Here is a 17,480-nt window from a genome sequence, read left to right on the forward strand (position 1 = left end):
GCCGCGTGAGCGCAAAGTGTGCAGCGGTTTTCCGAAGAGATCATGCTCAAGAAATAACCTGTCATCGTTTCACCACGATAGCGACCGCATGGTCGCGGCCATCTTCATCGCGTAACGGACACCGCCAGTGCTCACCCGCCGTTCCACCCTCGGCTTTCTCGCCGCAGCTGCCGCTTTGCCATCGCGTGCATTCGCCCATGTCGCGCCGCCACGCAACGAGATCCGTGACAGCCTCGCAAAGCGCTTCACCGACCTCGGCACGGCCGGGACGTTCGTCGGCTACAAGGTCGAGGACTATCTGATCGTCGCGAGCGACAAGGAACGTTCGGGCGAGGCGAAGCTGCCGGCCTCGACCTTCAAGATTCCGAACTCGCTGATCGCGCTCGAAACTGGCGTCGTCGCCGATCCCGACAAGGACGTATTTCCCTGGGATGGCGTGAAGCGTCCGATCGAGGCCTGGAATAAGGATCACACGCTACGCAGCGCGATCGCGGTGAGCGCGGTACCGGTCTATCAGGAGATCGCGCGCCGCATCGGGCAAGAGCGCATGCAAAAGTATGTCGATCTGTTCGACTACGGCAACCGCGACATCGGCGGCGGCATCGACCAGTTCTGGCTCACCGGCGCCTTGCGCATCGATCCGGTCGAGCAGGTCGATTTCGTCGACCGGCTGCGCCGCCGCGCGCTGCCGATTTCCAGGCGCAGCCAGGATCTCGTCGCGGACATCCTGCCGGTGACCAAGGTCGGCGATAGCGTCATCCGCGCAAAGTCCGGACTTCTCGGCGCCGAGCGCGGCGAGCCGTCGCTTGGCTGGATGGTGGGCTGGGCCGAGAAGGGCGAAGCGCATACCGTGTTCGCGCTCAACATGGACTGCAAGGAGCCGCGTCTGGTCGGCGAGCGCATGCCGCTGACGCAAGCCTGCCTTGCCGAGATCGGCGCGATCTAGCGCTACCAGGCTGGCGCCGCTCGATTAGCATCCCCCGGGTCAAGAAAACCGGGAGGACAAAATGAACTCAACGCCACTCTGGCTGCCGTCGCTCACGCTTGCCGCCGCAGGCGGCTGGCTCGCCGCCACGATGTTTGCAGCGCCTGCCACCAGCAAGGAGCCGCGCTTTCCGCAGCTCACGATGGACCAGCTCGACGCCAAGCAGAAGCCGCTCGGCGAGCAGATCATGAAGGTGTCGAGCGTCGGCATCGGCGGTCCGTACAATCCGATGATCCGCAGTCCCGTGCTCGGCCAGCGCCTGTTCGATCTGTTCTATTATCTGCGCTGGGAAACCTCCGTCCCGACCAAGCTCAACGAGTTTGCGATTTTGATCATCGGGCGGCAGTGGCGCTCGCAGGTCGAGTGGTACGCCCATGCGCCGCTCGCGGCCAAGGCTGGCCTGTCGGCCGACATCATCGCGGAGCTGAAGGCCAACAAGCGGCCGTCGAAGATGGCCGAGGACGAGACCGTCGTCTACGACTTCGTCACCGAACTCACCACGACCAAGAAGGTCGGCGACGAAACCTATGCGCGCGCTAGGAAGGTCTTCAACGATCAGCAGATCGTCGACCTCACCGCGCTCGCAGGCAACTATGTGATGGTCGCCATGCTGCTGGCGATGGCGGAAGAGACGGTGCCGCCGGACAAGCAGGAGCCGTTCAAGGCGGGTGAGCCGTAGAGCTCGTCATTGCGCGGAGTGGGTCAGGCGTCCTTCTGCCGGCCGATCCGGCCGATCCGGCCGAGATGGGTGAAGCCGAACCCGGCCGCATATTTCAGGCCATAGCCGAGCGTCCGGTCGAGGCCGATATGGGCGAGCCAGATCAAGGCGATGGACAGGGTGAGCGGCGAGGCGAAGCCAAAGCCAAGCGTCATCAGCGCGACCGGCGCCATGTAGCTGTGGGCCGCGTTGTAGACCAGCGCGCCGAATTTGGCGTCGGCAAGATAGGCGAGAAAACTCAGATCGGGGACCAGGAAGAGCAGGGCAAAGACTGCCCAAGAGCCGTCCCAGGTCCAGTAGAGCATCACCATCCCCACAAACAAGGTCAGGCCCTCCAGCCGCAGCACGATGTTGACGCCGCCCGTCGCGGCGCCCGTCTCAGCCGTTCCTTCGGTCATGCTCGCCTCCCAGGCAAACTTTGTAATTCCTTGCGCTTTCGCGCTGCGGCAAGGCAGCTCTGCGGCGCCGAAAGCGGCTTCCCGGCCTGTAAAATGCCGTGTTAGAACCCCGGCAATCGCATTTAGGCTAAGAACTGGCGGGAGCAAATGAAGAATATCCTGGACGCCCTCGAAGACCGTCGCGCCGGCGCAAAGCTCGGCGGCGGGGAGAAGCGCATCGAGGCGCAGCACGCCCGCGGCAAGCTGACCGCGCGCGAGCGCATCGAGCTCTTGCTCGACAAGGGATCGTTCGAGGAATTCGACATGTTCGTCGAGCACCGCTCCATCGAGTTCGGCATGGAGAAGAACAAGGTGCCCGGCGACGGCGTTGTCACCGGCTGGGGCACTGTCAACGGCCGCAAGACGTTCGTCTTCGCCAAGGATTTTACGGTGTTCGGCGGGTCGCTCTCTGAAACGCACGCGCTGAAGATCACAAAACTTCAGGACATGGCGATGAAGGCGCGGGCGCCGATCATCGGCCTCTATGACGCGGGCGGCGCCCGCATCCAGGAGGGCGTAGCTGCCTTGGCCGGTTATTCCTACGTGTTCCGCCGCAACGTGCTCGCCTCGGGCGTGATCCCGCAGATCTCAGTCATCATGGGCCCGTGTGCCGGCGGCGACGTCTATTCGCCGGCCATGACCGATTTCATCTTCATGGTGAAGAACACCAGCTACATGTTCGTCACCGGCCCGGACGTGGTGAAGACCGTCACCAACGAGGTCGTCACCGCGGAAGAGCTCGGCGGCGCTTCGGTGCACGCGACGCGCTCCTCGATCGCGGACGGCGCCTTCGAGAACGACGTCGAGACGCTGCTGCAGATGCGACGCCTGATCGACTTCCTGCCGTCCAACAACACCGACGGCGTGCCGGAATGGCCGAGCTTCGACGACATCGGCCGCGTCGACATGTCCCTGGACACGCTGATCCCTGACAATCCGAACAAGCCCTACGACATGAAGGAGCTGATCCTGAAGGTCGTGGACGAGGGCGACTTCTTCGAGATCGCGGACGCCTTCGCCAAGAACATCGTCACCGGATTCGGCCGCATCGCCGGCCGCACGGTGGGCTTCGTCGCCAATCAGCCGATGGTGCTGGCCGGCGTGCTCGACAGCGATGCTTCGCGGAAAGCCGCGCGCTTCGTCCGCTTCTGCGACGCCTTCAACATCCCGATCGTCACCTTCGTGGATGTACCGGGCTTCCTGCCGGGCACCGCGCAGGAATATGGCGGCTTGATCAAGCACGGCGCAAAGCTGCTGTTCGCCTACTCGCAGTGCACCGTGCCGCTGGTGACCATCATCACCCGCAAGGCCTATGGCGGCGCCTTCGACGTCATGGCCTCCAAGGAGATCGGCGCCGACATGAACTATGCATGGCCGACCGCCCAGATCGCGGTGATGGGCGCCAAGGGTGCGGTCGAGATCATCTTCCGCGCCGACATCGGCGACCCCGACAAGATCGCGGCCCGCACCAAGGAGTACGAAGACCGCTTCCTGTCGCCGTTCATCGCCGCCGAGCGCGGCTACATCGACGACGTCATCATGCCGCACTCGACGCGAAAACGGATTGCAAGGGCGTTGTCGATGCTGAAGGACAAGAAGGTGGAAACGCCTGCGAAGAAGCACGACAATTTGCCGTTGTGAGGAACTTACAGCGGCTATTCTGTACAAAATCGCGTGGTGCCCCTGAACGGACTCGACTATATTGGTGCGATGACTGACGCTCTCAAGAAACTAATCGAAGCTGCGAAGACCGCCAATCCGTCCCCCGAACACCGGGAGGAGCAGCGGCGCAGCTTCGTATATGGCAACACCCATTTCGAGAATTCGCTTATTACGCGCGAAATGGTGGACCGTGAGGCCGAAAAATTGGCCAAGGAAAAGAAATGACAAGCGAAGAGCGTGAACGGCGCGATAGCCGTGCGCTCGAACCTGAGTTAATTACAGATCCTCAGCAGAAGGCCGCTGCGGAAGCTCGGAACGGGTTCCGCCAATACGACGCAGCCATTGGTGCGATCCATACGGCCTTTGAGCGGGGCTCATTCAAGCTCCGCCCCTCACTCATCCTCGGTTTGCAGCGAGAAGCCTTAGCAGGCATCAGCTCCTATGCTGGAAACTATCGCCCCGGTGGCGTTGCCATCGACGGAAGTAAGCATGAGCCCGTCGGTGCACATCTGGTCCCCGAACTCGTTGAGGACATGTGCGACTACGTCAATGATCACTGGGAAGCTAGCACGCCGATCCATCTCGCCGCTTACGTCATGTGGCGGCTAAACTGGATTCATCCGTTCGCGGATGGGAACGGTCGTACCTCCCGAATTGTCTCATATGTTGTGCTTTCGGTTCGCGCTGGTGCGGTTCTGCCAGGCACGCCAACGATACCAGATCAAATCATCGACAACCGAAAGCCCTATTTTGACGCGTTGGATGAAGCAGATTTGGTCTTTCGCGGCGGAGGCCGGACCGATGTTTCGAAGATGGAAGATTTGTTGGCCTCACTGTTAGCGAACCAACTTGCGGAATTCTATAAATCGGTTGGGGGCAAGCTACCTAGCTAAGCGAAGGACTTTGCCGCTAGGCTTTATTCGCAATCGAGCTTCCCAAATTTTGAAATCCGATGACCGAAACCGATCCGACTGACGAGATTTCAGACATTGAAGACCGGATCGCGGCTTTGGCCGAGATCGCCGAGCGATGCCGGAAGTATATTCTGGCGTCCAAGATCGCCATTGGCGGCGGGGCTGCACTGTTGCTAATCACGATCCTCGGTCTGTTCGGGACAGGTCAGACCGCCGCGCTGGGATCAGTAGCTCTCGTGCTCGGCGGGATCGTCTCGCTCGGCTCGAACGTCAGTACGCTGCGACAGACTGACGAGGCCATCGGTGCTGCGGAGGCGCGTCGTTCAGCTTTGATCAGCAGCTTCGACCTTCGCGTGGTCGCCGATACGCCGATGAAGCTCGTGTAACGAGCTGCCTTATGCCGCGGCCTTGTGCGTCAGCACCTGCAACTCCGTGCGGCATTCGGCTGCGAGCGCCTGAAGGCGTTGCGCGGTTTGTTGGTCGAGGATCGCCTTTGCCAGGCGCTCGGCGCGGGCAAGCTGGTCTTTGAGATATTCGATGCGGGCCATGTGTCACCTTCCGCCCTGATAATTGAAGCCGTTTGCTTCGTTCCGATGGTCGCGATCGTATGGCCAATGCCGGGCTAGTTATGTGAGGCACGTCACGCAGATCGTACGGCGTCCGCCGCGGCGAAATGCGCCATCTGGTCGGCGCGGGCCTTGACGAAGGCGGGGCGGGCTGTGGCGCGCGCGACGTAGGCGCGGCAGGCCGGATGTTCCGCCAAACCGTCGAAGCGATCGACGGGGCGCAGCACGTCCGACATCAGGATGTCGGCGATGGAGAAGGAGCCCGCCAGCCATTCGCGGCCGGCCAGCACGGGCTCAAGATGCTTGAGGCGGAGCTTGAGGAAGCCGTCCACGAATTTCCACGCCGGCGTATCGCCCGCATCGCCCATGAATTTCAGCATCGACCACGGCAGGCTTGGCATCTCCACCGAGTTGAGTGCGGCGAACACCCACGCGATCGCTTCGCTGCGGCCGCGCGGATCAGTCGGGATCAGCTTTGCGCTGCGTTCGCCGAGATGGAGCAGGATCGCGCCGCTCTCGAAGATCGAGATGCCGCCATCGGTGAGCCACGGCACCTGCCCAAAGGGCTGGTGCACGAAATGCGCAGCGTCGCGGTCACCGAACGGCACGCTCGCAACGCGATACGGCAAGGCAGCTTCTTCAAGGGCCCAGCGCACGCGAAGGTCCCGCACGAAGCCGCGCGGCATCTCGGGAACCCAATCGAAGGTGGTCAGGGTGAGGTCGGCCATGTGGTGTCTCCGTGCTGTCTGGGCATAGGACGGATGAAGCTGATGCGTTCCGACAGCGATGCCAACTCTTTTGTCGTCGGCGACGTAACCGGCTAGTCTCACGCCAAACAACAGGAGGAACTCCCATGCCGTCAGCCTTCTTCGTCGTTCGTGCCACCGTCACCGATGCCGGCAAGCGCGCCGCCTTCGACAGATGGTACGAGACGGAACATCTGCCCGACGCGGTGAAGGCGTTCGGTGTGAGCAAAGCCTGGCGGTTCTGGAGCCTGGACGATCCCTCACTGCATCAGGCCATGTATCAGTTCGACGACGAGGCCAGGCTCGCGGCGATGCTGAAGGGCGATGCCTTGAAGCAGCTGGTCGCCGATTTCAACCGCGATTGGCCCGACGTGAAGCGCACGCGCGAAACGCTGGTGCTGGCGCAGGAGTTTGGGAAATAGCGCACCGGCGTTGTAGCCCGGCGTCGGGGCTACGAAACCTCTCACTTCGCAACTAAGCTGAATGCGGGATTCAGCTTTGGTTCATGTCGTGACCACGACACTGCCTCTGCATCACTTGCTCGATAGCCCAGAGGACATGCCATGGAGCGCCGGAACTTTTTGAAATTTGCAATCGGTGTCGCTGCCGGAGCCGCCGCGTTCACCACCGCCGCACAGGCCGCGCCGCTGGCGCCGCACCCGCTCGGTGATCCCGGCATGCCGCAGCGCAATCCGGACGCTCGTCCCGCAGTCACCAGCAGCGATGAAGCGGCGCAATTGAAACCGGAACAGGTGCATTGGCGCGGCCACGGCCACTGGCATCGCCGTCACTGGGGCTGGCGCCGCCGGCGCTGGCATCGCCGCCATTGGTAACCGCTCGTCGATCGACGTCGGGACGGGGGATCGCGGTTGCGACCCCCGTTTGATTCGGAGCCGCTTGCAGGAACGCGGACCAACTGTTTGGAGACGTCGCAAAAAGAAAATGGCCGCTCAGGCTTTCGTCGCGCGGCCATTTCGCTATGCGAAAAAACGAGATCAGAGCGGGCGGCAGCGGCCGGCGTACCAGCGGAAGCCGTAGGGGCATACGCGCGCGCGCGGCACGACCACGACAGGGGCCGGCGCAACCACGATCGGACGGGGGCGGACGACGACCGGACCGCGCATCGGGCGGCAACCGCCATAGGCGCCGCGATGCCAGCCGGGGCCGCAACCGCCGGCGGCGCTGGCCGCCTCGCTGAAACCAACGACTGCGCTGGCCAGCATCACGGCGGCAAACAGGTATTTCATTTGATCTTCCTTCTCGTCTTTGGGGGTAGGCTTTGGAGGGCAGGCTTTGGGGGGCAGGCTTTGGCGGGCAGGATTGGGGGAGGTTCTAGGAGGGCTTGGCGCTTTCGGCGCACAATGAATCAAAAGACACGATTCGACACGTTAAAGCTCGCAACATGCCGACACGACGCGACGCAAATCTGCCAATCATGACCTGAATGCGGCATGAACATTCCCCGCAGGCGGCCTCAGGCGACGGCAATGGCGTTAGCGGCCGAGAAAGCCCAGGACCAGCTCCTTGTACTTCTCCGGTGATTCCAGGAAGACGAGATGGCCGGTGTCCGGGATCACCTCGGCCCGCGCGTTCGGCATCTTCGCAGCCAGTGCCTTAGCCAGTTCGGCGTTCTGCCCCATTTTCGCGCGCAGCGCCTCCGGTGCGTTCGGTCGGCCCGGTGCGTTGTGGTCGTCGGCACCCATGATGAACAGCGTCGGCTCGGTGATCAGCGAGACCTCGTGCGCCACCGGCTCGCGATAGATCATCTGGCCGGAGCTGACAAAGGCGCGCAGCCAGCGTGGATAATCAGGACTGCCCTTGATGTTGAAGCGGGCGTCGATGAACGGCGTGATCGCGTCCGGCGGCAGCTTGATCGCGTAATTGGTCTGGAGCTGCTTGCGATAGCCTTCGGCCGTGAGCTTGTCTTCGGTCTGGAAAATCTTCTCGGTCGGTGTCGGCGGCACGTAGAGGCGGTAGTCTTCCAGCCCAATTGGGGCCGTCAGAACAAGGTGAGCGACGCGGTCGGGATAGGCGCGGGCGATGCGCACGCCCAGCATGCCCCCGAGCGAATGGGCGACGATCTCCGCTGTTTCGATCTTGAGATGATCAAGTAGCGCCATCGTATTGCGTGCCAGTGTGTCGAAATGCAGCTCACCCGTCGGCTTGGAGGATTTGCCGAAGCCGATCTGGTCCGGCACCACGACGCGGAAACCGGCCTCGCTCAGCATCTTGATGACAGGCGCCCAATAGCTCGACGGGAAATTGCGCCCGTGCAGCAGCACGACGGTGCGGCCGTTCGGCCGCGCAGGCGCAACATCCATATAGGCCATGCTGAGCTGCTCGCCGTCATTGGTCACAGGCAGCAATTGCACGGGGTAGGGATAGGCAAAGCCTTCGAGCGCGATGCCGTAGGGCTCGCGCGAGGCGGTGTCGGCGGCGCGAGTAGAGGTGAGCGGAGCGGCGATGAGGGCGGCGGCGAGCGCGGCCAAAGCGAAGCGGTTCATGGGGGTCTCTGAAGGTCACCGAACGATCGTTCGCATAAAGACGTGGATGGCCGGGTCAAGCCCGGCCACGACGAGAGACGTCGTTCACACGGACTTGTGTTTATTCCCGCCCATCACCGAACAACGCCGCAAACTGCTTCTCGCCGTTGCGCGTAAAATTCACCACGCGGCTGCCGGGCGTGGCGTCGCGGGCGGCCCATTTCAGCTCGGCGAAACGTTGCATCATGGCGGCACCAAGCGTACCGGCGAGATGGTGGCGCCGCTCGCTCCAGTCGAGGCAGGCCTTGCAGACCGGCCGGCGCGGATGGGTGAGCATGTCGGGCGAGATCTGCAAATGCTTGGCCAGGAAGCGCTCGCCCTCCGCCGTCAGCTCGATGTCCTGCTTCTTCTGCCTGACCAGGTTTTGCGCGCGCAGGGTGTCGAGCATCTGCACGCCGAGATCGCCGGCGAGATGGTCGTAGCAGATCCGCGCACGCCGCAGCGCCGGATCCTTCGGCCCGGTGCGCACCCGCATATGGCCGGTCCGCGCAGCGAGGCCCGCAAGGCCTTCGAGCACGCCAGCGACGTCGTCGTCGGTGAGGCGATAGTAGCGGTGGCGGCCCTGCTTCTCCGGCTCGATGAGGCCACCGGCCTCAAGCTTGGAAAGATGCGAGCTTGCGGTCTGCGGCGTGATGCCGGCCTCCTGCGCCAGCTCGCTCGCAGTGAGCGCGCGGCCGTTCATCAGCGCCGTGAGCATGTTGGCGCGGGCGGGATCGCCGACCAGCGAGGCGATCATGGCAATGTCTGGGCCGGACTTCATACTTCGATGATAGCCGAAGCATCGCGGTCGGGCAAGCGCGTATTCTTTCACCACGTCGTCATTGCGGGAAGCGAAGCGACGAAGCAATCCAGCATGTCCCCGCGGAGGCACTCTGGATTGCTTCGCTTCGCTCGCAATGACGAAGAAAAAGGTCAGGAGCTCATCATGTCCGTCACCGTCTTCATCCGCTACCAGCTCGATCCGTTCAAGCGCGCGCAGTTTGAGGAGTATTCAAAGCGTTGGCTCACCATCATCCCGAAATGCGGCGGTGACCTGATCGGCTATTTCATGCCGCACGAGGGCACCAACAACATCGCGTTTGGGCTGATCACCTTCGAGAGTCTGGCCGCGTACGAGGCCTATCGCGCCCGGCTGCGTCAGGATACCGAAGGCATGGCAAACTTCCACTTCGCCGAGGAGCACAAATTCATCCTCGCCGAAGAGCGCACGTTTTTGCGCCAAGTGATCTTGTAGGTGGTATTGTAGGCCATCAATGACAGGAGAGATGCCCATGATTGCCGTGATCTTCGAGGTTTGGCCGAAGCCGGAACACCGCCAGGATTATTTCGACCTCGCGGCCGACCTCAAGCCCATCCTGCAAACCATCGACGGCTTCATCTCGGTCGAGCGTTTCGAGAGCCTGACCGACAAGGGCAAGATCCTGTCGGTATCGTTCTGGCGGGATGAGGCGGCGGTTCAGGCGTGGCGCAACACGATGGAGCACCGGCGCACGCAAGCGAAGGGCCGCGCAAAAATCTTCGCCGATTATCATTTGCGTATCGCCAGCGTCATCCGTGACTACAGCATGAATGATCGCGAGCAGGCGCCGAAGGACAGCCGCGCGGTGCACGACGCGCACTAGCGCTCGCGGCGGCACGTCCCCATCTCTGCGCGACCAACAAGGGAGAGAAACATGCCGGTGACAATTGCTGACAAGCGCGCGATCTTCAGGAAGCTGCACGAGAGCGGCTGTTTCATCCTGCCCAATCCGGTCGACGTCGGCAGCGCCAAAGCGTTGCAGCATCTCGGTTTCAAGGCGCTTGCGTCGTCGAGCGCGGGCTTTGCATGGACCATCGGCAAGGCCGACAACCGCGTCTCGGTCGAGGACGTCTGTCAGCATCTGGCAGCATTGAGCTCCTCCGTCGACATCCCCGTCAATGCTGATTTCGAGGGCGGCTTCGCGGTCGAACCCGACAAGGTCGCGGACAATGTCGAGCGCTGCGTGCGCACCGGCGTTGCCGGTCTCTCGATCGAGGACTCTACCGGCGACAAGGACAAGCCGATCTACGAGCGCGCGCTCGCGGTCGAGCGTATCAGGGCTTCGCGCAAGGCGATCGGTGACAGCAACACCCTGCTGGTGGGCCGCTGCGAGGCATATCTGTGGGGCGTGACGGACCTCAAGCTCGTTATCGACCGGCTCGCCGCTTACGCCGATGCCGGCGCCGATTGCCTTTACGCGCCGGGCCTGAAGAGCCGTGAGGACATCGCCGCGGTGGTGAAGGCGGTTCATCCCAAACCGTTCAACCTGTTGATCGGCGGCTCCGGGCTGTCATTGCAGGAAGCGGCCGATCTCGGTGTGCGCCGGATCAGCGTCGGCGGCTCGCTCGCACGCGCCGCCTGGGGCGGCTTCATGCGGGCCGCCAAGGAAATGGCGGAGAAGGGCACCTTCGCGGAACTCGGGAGCGGCTATCCCGGCGGCGAGCTCAACAAGATGTTCAGCTAGAGCATGATCCGGAGAAGTGTGCAGCGGTTCTCCGAAAAGATCATGCTCAGACGGTAGAGGCAAACGAAAACGGCGGGACGTGAGTCCCGCCGCTGTTGCATGTTGTTGCAAATCGTTACTTCGCGCCGTCAGACGGCTTCTGGGTATCCGGGGCCGGCTTGCTCGGCGCGGCGCCCGTGGTCACGCCAGGCCCGGTGTTGGTGCGCGGCGGCGTCACGTCGCGCATGCCGGGAGGTGCCGCCGGATTGGCCGACGGCGCCTGCTGCGCAGTCTGCGTCGCCGGCGCGTTGCTCGCCTCGTTGCCGGTGTGTGTGTTGTTCAGGCCGTAGAATACGGCACCCAGCACCAGCGCAATTGCTACTGCAAACATCGCAACCTTGCCGCTGGAGGCAGGGCCTTCACCAAGCTCGGGATCGGCCTGAAGCTGGGCATCCCGTCGCGCCGCGTTGCGATACTCATCATCGGCGAGATTCGGGCGATACGGATCGTTGGTAAAACGGTCGTCAGCCATCGATTTGGTCTCCTCGATTATTGCGCTCGGACAACCCTCAGGTGCGAGATTCTGTTCCATTCCCCATTATGCTTTCGTCGCATGTTGCCCCCATGCCGGGAATCGGGAACCTGTTCGCCTGGGAACCCGAAGCGTAAGTTCCGTGGCATAGGAAGGAACTGAACGATGTGGAGCTTGCCGCCGAGCGATAGCGTGCTGCACCTGCTGTCGCTGGTCGCGGTCGCAGCGCAAGGCATGAGCGCCGCGCTCGCAGCCGGCCGCCGCAGCATGGACTGGCTCGGCGTCTGCTTCCTCGGCTGCATCACGGCGCTCGGCGGCGGCACCTTGCGCGATCTCTTCCTGGGTCACTATCCGCTGGCCTGGGTGCAAAACCCAATCTACCTCGCGCTGGCCGGCGGCGCCGCTTTCCTCACCATCCTGATGGCGCGCCTCGTGCACCGGCTGAAGGTGGCCTTCATCGTGCTCGATGCCATCGGCCTCGTCGTCTTCACAATGACGGGCTGCGATATCGCCTGGCAGATGGACGCCACGCTGCCGATCGTCATCGTCTCCGGCATGGTGACCGGCTGCGCCGGCGGCGTGTTGCGCGACGTGCTCTGCAATGACGTGCCGCTGCTGTTCCGCTCCGAGCTCTACGCCAGCGTCTCGGTCGTTACCGGCTTGTTCTATGCGACCGCCTTCGGCCTCAAGCTCAACACCGAGCTCTGGACCATTTTGACCTTTATCCTCGGCATCAGCTTCCGCCTGCTGGCGGTGCGCTACAAATGGGAGATGCCGAAATTCGTCTTCACGGAAGATGAGGAGCGAAAGCCCTGACTACGGCTCCTGCCTCCGCGCCTTGGCGACCTGTGATGCCGTCACCAGCGGCGCGGCATTGCCCCAGGAATTGCGGATGTAGTTCGTCACCGCCGCGATCTCTTCGTCGGACAATTGCTTGCCATAGGCCGGCATCTCGCCGGTGTTGGGCGCACGCCGCGTTGTCACGGTTTGGGCGCCGTCGAGGATGATGCGCAATGTCGAGGACGGATTGACCGATTGCAGCAGCGCGTTGCCAGGCAGCGGCGGATAGATGCGCGGCGCGCCGGAGCCGTCGGCCTCGTGGCAGGCAATGCAGAGTTTGGCGTAGACCGCCTGGCCGGCCTTCATCTCGGCATCGTCAGGCGGCGTCACGATCGTCTCGCGCCGTGCCGGCGGCAGGCCCTTCAGGTAAACCGCGATCGCACGCACATCGGCATCGCTCATTTTCGAGGTCGAGTTGACGACCACCTCTGCCATCAGCCCGCCGGCATGGCTCCTGGCGTTGCGCCCGCTCTGAAGATATTCGGTGATGTCCTCGACGCTCCACGACTTCAGCCCGGCGCGGGGAGCGCCATCGAGTCTTGGTGCGTACCAGCCGCCGACCTTGTTGCCCGAGAGTGCTTGCGCCTGCTTGTCTGCGCCAAAATAGTTCTTCGGCGTATGGCAGGCGCCGCAATGGCCGAGCCCGGTGACGAGATAACCGCCCCGATTCCACGCCGCGCTCTGGCTCTGGTCCGGCTCGAACAAGCCGGGCTTGAAATACACCATGTTCCAGATCCGCATCAGGCCGCGATAGCCGAACGGCCAGCGTAGCTCCGGCGGCTTGTTCCGGCTCGTGACGGCCGCGAGCGTTCCGAGATAGGCCCGGATCGCCAGCGTGTCGTCTTTCGTCATCCGCGTGAAGTAGGGATAGGGGAACGCCGGATAATAGTTCGAGCCGTCGGGTGCGACGCCGGTGCGCACAGCGCGGGTAAAATCGGCATCCGTCCAGGAGCCGATGCCGGTGTCGCGGTCCGGGGTCAGGTTCGGCGCGTAGATTGCGCCAAAGGGCGTGTCGATGCGTTTTCCGCCCGCGAACGGTTTTGCGGGATCAGCGGTGTGGCAGCCCGCACAATCGCCGGCCTCAACCAGCACCTTGCCGTAGGCGATCAGCTCCGGCGACGGCTCTGAAGCGAGGGCCGCGCTCGTAACCGCACTGCACAACGCCAGACCCACGAGAGCCAAGCCAGCCAGAATCGTCCGCATCGAAAGCCTCTCCTGCGACCCATCGACGCCGTCCCGCGTGACCGGGGCGTCAATTCGTTTCGCGACGGCGGGGGTATCGTGACACAAATTGACAATCGCCGATGCCATTGCAGCCACGAAATTGCGATTATCACCCGGCGCCGTCTCTGGGCCAGATTTGTGATGCGGAGCGTGAAATATCCGACATAGAGTGGCAAAGATGGTCGGCGCGCCCTAGCTAAAAACAACGGGCAGGCAACGGCTTAAGCAGCCAAGCGCTCAAAAGGGCGGAAGAGGACATAATGGGCATCAACCAGGGTCCGATCAGTCTCGATCAGAAATACACCCAGGACACGGGACATATTTTCACAACCGGCATTCAGGCGCTGGTCCGCCTGCCGATGGCCCAGATCCGGCGCGACCGTGCCGCGGGGCTGAACACCGCGGGCTTCATCTCCGGCTATCGCGGCTCGCCGCTCGGCGGCTATGACCAGCAGCTCTTCGCCGCGCGCAAGCATCTCGAGCAGTACAACATCAAGTTCCAGCCCGGCGTGAACGAGGATCTGGCCGCGACCGCGGTCTGGGGCTCGCAGCAGCTCAACCTCTCGCCCGGCGCCAAATATGACGGCGTGGTCGGCATCTGGTACGGCAAGGGCCCCGGCGTCGATCGCTGCGGCGACGTGTTCCGTCACGGCAATGCTGCTGGCTCCGCCAAGAACGGCGGCGTGCTGTGTCTTGCCGGCGACGACCACGGTGCAAAATCCTCCACCGTCCCGCATCAGTCCGACCACGCCTTCATGTCGGCGCTGATGCCCTATCTCTACCCCTCGAGCGTCCACGAGATGATCGAGATGGGCCTTCTGGGTATCGCGATGTCGCGCTACTCGGGCTGCTGGGTCGGCATGAAGGTGATCACGGAGACGGTGGAGACCACCGCCGAGATCGACCTCACGGACGAGATGACGCCGTTCGTGATCCCGACCGATTTCGAGATGCCCGAGGGTGGCCTCAATCTGCGCTGGCCCGACGACCGCTTTGCCCAGGACCGCCGGCTGCAGGACTACAAGGGTTTTGCCGCGATCGCCTTTGCGCGTGCCAACAAGGTCAACCGCATCACCATGGATTCGCCGAACGCCCGCTATGGCATCATGGCGTCCGGCAAGAGCTACGAGGATATCCGGCAGGCGCTGCGTGAGCTCGGCATCACACCCGAGGTCGCGGCCAAGATCGGACTTCGATTGTACAAGATCGGCATGCCCTGGCCTCTGGAGCCGGAAGGCGTCAGGCAATTCGCTGTAGGCCTCGAGGAAATCTTCATCATCGAAGAGCGCCGCGAGATCGTCGAGAATCAAGTGAAGCAGGAGCTGTTCAACTGGCGCGACGATGTCCGTCCCCGCATCATCGGCAAGATGGACGATCACGACAAGCGCTTCCTTCCCTTTGCCGAAGAACTCAGCGTCGCCTCTTTGGCCAGTTCGCTGACCGAGCGTCTGCTTCGACTTGATCTCAATCCCGAAATTGCAACGATGCTGCGTGCCAAGGCCGATTGGTTCAACGGCCGCCAGGCTTCGCAGATGCAGGCGACCGCGCCTGTCGCCCGCACCCCGTATTTCTGCTCCGGCTGTCCGCACAACACCTCGACCAAGGTGCCCGAAGGCAGTCGCGCCTTTGCCGGCATCGGCTGCCACTTCATGGCGTTGTGGATGGATCGCTCCACTGAGACCTTCACCCATATGGGCGGCGAGGGTGTGCCGTGGGTCGGCGTTGCCCCCTTTACCAAGGAAGAGCACGTGTTCGCCAATCTCGGCGACGGCACGTATTTCCACTCCGGCAGCCTAGCAATCCGCCAGGCGATCGCCTCCGGCGCCAACATCACCTACAAGATCCTTTATAACGACGCGACCGCGATGACCGGCGGCCAGCACGTCGACGGCGAATTGTCGCCCCAGCAGATCACCTTCCAGCTCCATAGCGAAGGCATCCGCGAGATCTATCTGGTCTCGGAAAATCCCGACGCCTATCCGGCGAGCGAGATCGCGCCCGGCGTCAAGACCGCGCATCGTGACGAGCTCGACGCGGTCCAGAAAACGCTGCGCAAGGTCAAGGGCGCGTCCGCGATCGTTTTCGTGCAGACCTGCGCGGCCGAGAAGCGCCGCCGCCGCAAGCGCGGCACGCTGGAGGATCCGGCACGCCGCGTGCTCATCAATCCCGCGGTGTGTGAAGGCTGCGGCGATTGCTCGGTGCAATCGAACTGCATTTCGGTCGAGCCGCTGGAGACCGAGTTCGGCCGCAAGCGCGCCATCAACCAGTCGACCTGCAATAAGGATTATTCCTGCGTAAAGGGCTTTTGCCCGTCCTTCGTCACCGTCGATGGTGGCAAGATGCGCAAGCGCGCGCCGGCGGGCGTCGGCGATATCGGCGATCTGCCTGAGCCGGCGTCGCGCCCCAATTTGGACAAGCCCTACAACATTGCGGTCGGCGGCGTCGGCGGTACCGGCGTGCTGACCATCGGCGCGCTGCTCGGCATGGCCGCCCATATCGAGGGCAAGGCCTCGATGATCCTCGACATGTCCGGTCTGGCGCAGAAGGGCGGGGCGGTGCTCAGCCATGTGCGCCTGTCCGACCATCCGGCCGAGGTGACTTGCTCGCGCATCGTCACAGGCACGGCCGATGTCGTGCTCGCCGCCGATGAGGTGGTCGCGGTCGCCAAGGACACGATCTCGCTCTGCGACACCAGCCGCACCCGCGGCATCATCAACAGCCACGTCATTCCCACCGCCGACTTCGTCCTCAACCGCGACTTCAACTTCCAGACCCGCAAGTTGAATGGGTTGCTGGAAACGGCGCTGCACAAGGACTCCGTGTTCTTCGACTTCACCAAGCCGGCAGAGCAGCTGCTCGGCGACAGCATCGCCACCAACATGATGATGATGGGCTACGCCTATCAGAAGGGGCTCTTGCCGTTGTCAGCGGAGTCGATCGAGCAGGCGATCGAGGTCAACGGCGTCTCGATCAAGATGAACAAGGAAGCTTTCCGCCTCGGCCGTCTCGCGGTCGCGGACCCCCAGCGTCTCGCCGGTATGTTGAAGGGAACGGACGAGGTCATCGCGCCCAAGACACTGGACGCAATGACGCTCGATGAGATCGTCGATCACCGTGCCAAGCATCTCACCGCTTATCAGAACGGCCGGCTGGCCAAGCGTTACCGCAAGCTGGTGGACCAGGTCAGCGAAGCCGCCAGGCAGGGCGGCTATGACGAGGCGCTGACCCGCGCCGTCGCGGTCAACTACGCCAAGCTGCTGGCCTACAAGGACGAATACGAAGTCGCGCGCCTTTACACCGACGGCGCGTTCGAAAAGCAGCTCCGCGACCAGTTCGAGGGCGACTTCAAGTTCAGCTTCAATCTGGCACCGCCGATCCTTAGCCGTGGCGTCGATGCGCTCGGCCGCCCGAAGAAGCGCGCGTTCGGCCCGTGGATGCTTCCGATGTTCCGCGTGCTTGCGAAATTCAAGGTGCTGCGCGGCACGCCGCTCGACATCTTCGGCCGCAGCGCTGACCGCAAGCTCGAACGCGACCTGATCACCGGCTACGAGAAGGACGTCGCCACCGTGCTCGGCCTGCTGTCGCCGCTCACGATCGACACCGCGGTGGAGCTGCTCTCGTTGCCCGACCGCATCCGCGGCTACGGCCCGGTCAAGGAGAAGGCCGTCGCGGACGCCAAGGCCCGCTACGCCCAGCTCGCGGCGGATCTTGCCAACCCGCCGCCCGCGCCGAGGCAGATCGCGGCGGAGTAGAACTTCGCAGGGTGGGTTCGCTTACCCACCCTGCGAAATCATGTTTGAAATCAACCACCGTTCTACTGTGCATGGGGTTGTTTTCGATAAAAACAGGCT

21 protein-coding genes are annotated in these 17,480 nt (G+C 63.0%); 13 read left to right on the top strand and 8 right to left on the bottom strand.

Annotation, left to right across the window (positions count from 1 at the left end; genetic code table 11):
* Positions 1-127: 127 nt before the first annotated feature.
* Positions 128-946 (top strand): penicillin-binding transpeptidase domain-containing protein, encoded by an 819-nt coding sequence (locus ABIB00_RS09865; RefSeq protein WP_354104166.1) that lies wholly within the window; start codon positions 128-130, stop codon positions 944-946.
* A 61-nt stretch (positions 947-1,007) separates the two neighbouring features.
* A complete protein-coding gene (locus ABIB00_RS09870; RefSeq protein ID WP_354104167.1) occupies positions 1,008-1,664 on the top strand; it encodes a carboxymuconolactone decarboxylase family protein in 657 nt (218 codons plus the stop codon).
* A gap of 23 nt (positions 1,665-1,687) precedes the next feature.
* Here the strand turns inward: ABIB00_RS09870 and ABIB00_RS09875 are convergent, their stop codons facing one another.
* Positions 1,688-2,101: a DUF4260 domain-containing protein gene (locus tag ABIB00_RS09875; RefSeq protein WP_354104168.1), complete on the bottom strand. Its 414-nt coding sequence runs from the start codon at positions 2,099-2,101 to the stop codon at positions 1,688-1,690.
* Positions 2,102-2,248: 147 nt separating this feature from the next.
* On the opposite strand from ABIB00_RS09875, the gene ABIB00_RS09880 reads away from it, so the two are divergent.
* The 4 genes from ABIB00_RS09880 to ABIB00_RS09895 are packed head-to-tail and all read left to right on the top strand — an operon-like array spanning position 2,249 to position 5,102.
* Positions 2,249-3,781: an acyl-CoA carboxylase subunit beta gene (locus ABIB00_RS09880; RefSeq protein ID WP_247341222.1), complete on the top strand. Its 1,533-nt coding sequence runs from the start codon at positions 2,249-2,251 to the stop codon at positions 3,779-3,781.
* 33 nt (positions 3,782-3,814) lie between these two features.
* Positions 3,815-4,027 (top strand): hypothetical protein, encoded by a 213-nt coding sequence (locus ABIB00_RS09885; RefSeq protein WP_247341278.1) that lies wholly within the window; start codon positions 3,815-3,817, stop codon positions 4,025-4,027.
* On the top strand, positions 4,024-4,695 hold the full coding sequence (locus ABIB00_RS09890) for a Fic family protein (protein ID WP_354104169.1): 672 nt from the start codon (positions 4,024-4,026) through the stop codon (positions 4,693-4,695). Before ABIB00_RS09885 ends, ABIB00_RS09890 begins: the two co-directional genes overlap by 4 nt.
* Before the next feature lie 59 nt (positions 4,696-4,754).
* Entirely contained in the window at positions 4,755-5,102 is a 348-nt protein-coding gene (locus ABIB00_RS09895; RefSeq protein ID WP_354104170.1) for a hypothetical protein, read from the top strand.
* A gap of 9 nt (positions 5,103-5,111) precedes the next feature.
* Here the strand turns inward: ABIB00_RS09895 and ABIB00_RS09900 are convergent, their stop codons facing one another.
* Positions 5,112-5,264 carry a hypothetical protein gene (locus ABIB00_RS09900; RefSeq protein ID WP_247341228.1) on the bottom strand — a complete coding sequence of 51 codons (153 nt, stop codon included), beginning with the start codon at positions 5,262-5,264 and terminating at the stop codon, positions 5,112-5,114.
* Between the two features lie 92 nt (positions 5,265-5,356).
* Positions 5,357-6,010: a glutathione S-transferase family protein gene (locus tag ABIB00_RS09905; protein ID WP_354104171.1), complete on the bottom strand. Its 654-nt coding sequence runs from the start codon at positions 6,008-6,010 to the stop codon at positions 5,357-5,359.
* Between the two features lie 125 nt (positions 6,011-6,135).
* Here ABIB00_RS09905 and ABIB00_RS09910 point away from each other — a divergent pair, with 125 nt between their 5' ends.
* Together ABIB00_RS09910 and ABIB00_RS09915 are read left to right on the top strand one after the other, a co-directional pair.
* Complete coding sequence (locus tag ABIB00_RS09910) at positions 6,136-6,450, top strand: hypothetical protein (protein ID WP_354104172.1); 315 nt, start codon at positions 6,136-6,138, stop codon at positions 6,448-6,450.
* A 141-nt stretch (positions 6,451-6,591) separates the two neighbouring features.
* Positions 6,592-6,861, top strand: a complete 270-nt coding sequence (locus ABIB00_RS09915) for a twin-arginine translocation signal domain-containing protein (protein WP_354104173.1) — start codon at positions 6,592-6,594, stop codon at positions 6,859-6,861.
* A gap of 162 nt (positions 6,862-7,023) precedes the next feature.
* Here ABIB00_RS09915 and ABIB00_RS09920 read toward each other — a convergent pair whose 3' ends face one another.
* From ABIB00_RS09920 to ABIB00_RS09930, 3 genes are all read right to left on the bottom strand, one after another.
* On the bottom strand, positions 7,024-7,275 hold the full coding sequence (locus ABIB00_RS09920) for a GCG_CRPN prefix-to-repeats domain-containing protein (RefSeq protein WP_247341239.1): 252 nt from the start codon (positions 7,273-7,275) through the stop codon (positions 7,024-7,026).
* Between the two features lie 246 nt (positions 7,276-7,521).
* Entirely contained in the window at positions 7,522-8,532 is a 1,011-nt protein-coding gene (locus tag ABIB00_RS09925; protein ID WP_354104174.1) for an alpha/beta fold hydrolase, read from the bottom strand.
* 100 nt (positions 8,533-8,632) lie between these two features.
* Entirely contained in the window at positions 8,633-9,331 is a 699-nt protein-coding gene (locus ABIB00_RS09930) for a metalloregulator ArsR/SmtB family transcription factor (RefSeq protein WP_354070382.1), read from the bottom strand.
* Between the two features lie 165 nt (positions 9,332-9,496).
* Here ABIB00_RS09930 and ABIB00_RS09935 point away from each other — a divergent pair, with 165 nt between their 5' ends.
* Genes ABIB00_RS09935 through ABIB00_RS09945 form a run of 3 tightly spaced genes read left to right on the top strand, consistent with a single transcriptional unit; the run spans position 9,497 to position 11,054 of the window.
* Positions 9,497-9,805, top strand: coding sequence for an NIPSNAP family protein (locus ABIB00_RS09935; RefSeq protein ID WP_354104175.1), 309 nt, complete (start codon positions 9,497-9,499; stop codon positions 9,803-9,805).
* 37 nt (positions 9,806-9,842) lie between these two features.
* Positions 9,843-10,193: an antibiotic biosynthesis monooxygenase family protein gene (locus ABIB00_RS09940; protein WP_007603077.1), complete on the top strand. Its 351-nt coding sequence runs from the start codon at positions 9,843-9,845 to the stop codon at positions 10,191-10,193.
* A 51-nt stretch (positions 10,194-10,244) separates the two neighbouring features.
* Positions 10,245-11,054 (top strand): isocitrate lyase/PEP mutase family protein, encoded by an 810-nt coding sequence (locus ABIB00_RS09945; RefSeq protein ID WP_354104176.1) that lies wholly within the window; start codon positions 10,245-10,247, stop codon positions 11,052-11,054.
* 115 nt (positions 11,055-11,169) lie between these two features.
* Here the strand turns inward: ABIB00_RS09945 and ABIB00_RS09950 are convergent, their stop codons facing one another.
* The gene (locus ABIB00_RS09950; protein WP_247341251.1) at positions 11,170-11,565 is read right to left on the bottom strand and encodes a hypothetical protein; all 396 of its coding nucleotides are present in this window, start codon (positions 11,563-11,565) and stop codon (positions 11,170-11,172) included.
* A 165-nt stretch (positions 11,566-11,730) separates the two neighbouring features.
* On the opposite strand from ABIB00_RS09950, the gene ABIB00_RS09955 reads away from it, so the two are divergent.
* Positions 11,731-12,381 carry a trimeric intracellular cation channel family protein gene (locus tag ABIB00_RS09955; protein WP_247341253.1) on the top strand — a complete coding sequence of 217 codons (651 nt, stop codon included), beginning with the start codon at positions 11,731-11,733 and terminating at the stop codon, positions 12,379-12,381.
* On the opposite strand, the gene ABIB00_RS09960 is transcribed toward ABIB00_RS09955, so the two are convergent.
* On the bottom strand, positions 12,382-13,608 hold the full coding sequence (locus ABIB00_RS09960) for a c-type cytochrome (protein ID WP_354104177.1): 1,227 nt from the start codon (positions 13,606-13,608) through the stop codon (positions 12,382-12,384).
* A gap of 281 nt (positions 13,609-13,889) precedes the next feature.
* Here ABIB00_RS09960 and ABIB00_RS09965 point away from each other — a divergent pair, with 281 nt between their 5' ends.
* Positions 13,890-17,381, top strand: coding sequence for an indolepyruvate ferredoxin oxidoreductase family protein (locus ABIB00_RS09965; protein WP_354104178.1), 3,492 nt, complete (start codon positions 13,890-13,892; stop codon positions 17,379-17,381).
* Positions 17,382-17,480: the final 99 nt, after the last annotated feature.

It is taken from the genome of Bradyrhizobium sp. LB14.3, assembly GCF_040547985.1.
Taxonomy (GTDB): domain Bacteria; phylum Pseudomonadota; class Alphaproteobacteria; order Rhizobiales; family Xanthobacteraceae; genus Bradyrhizobium.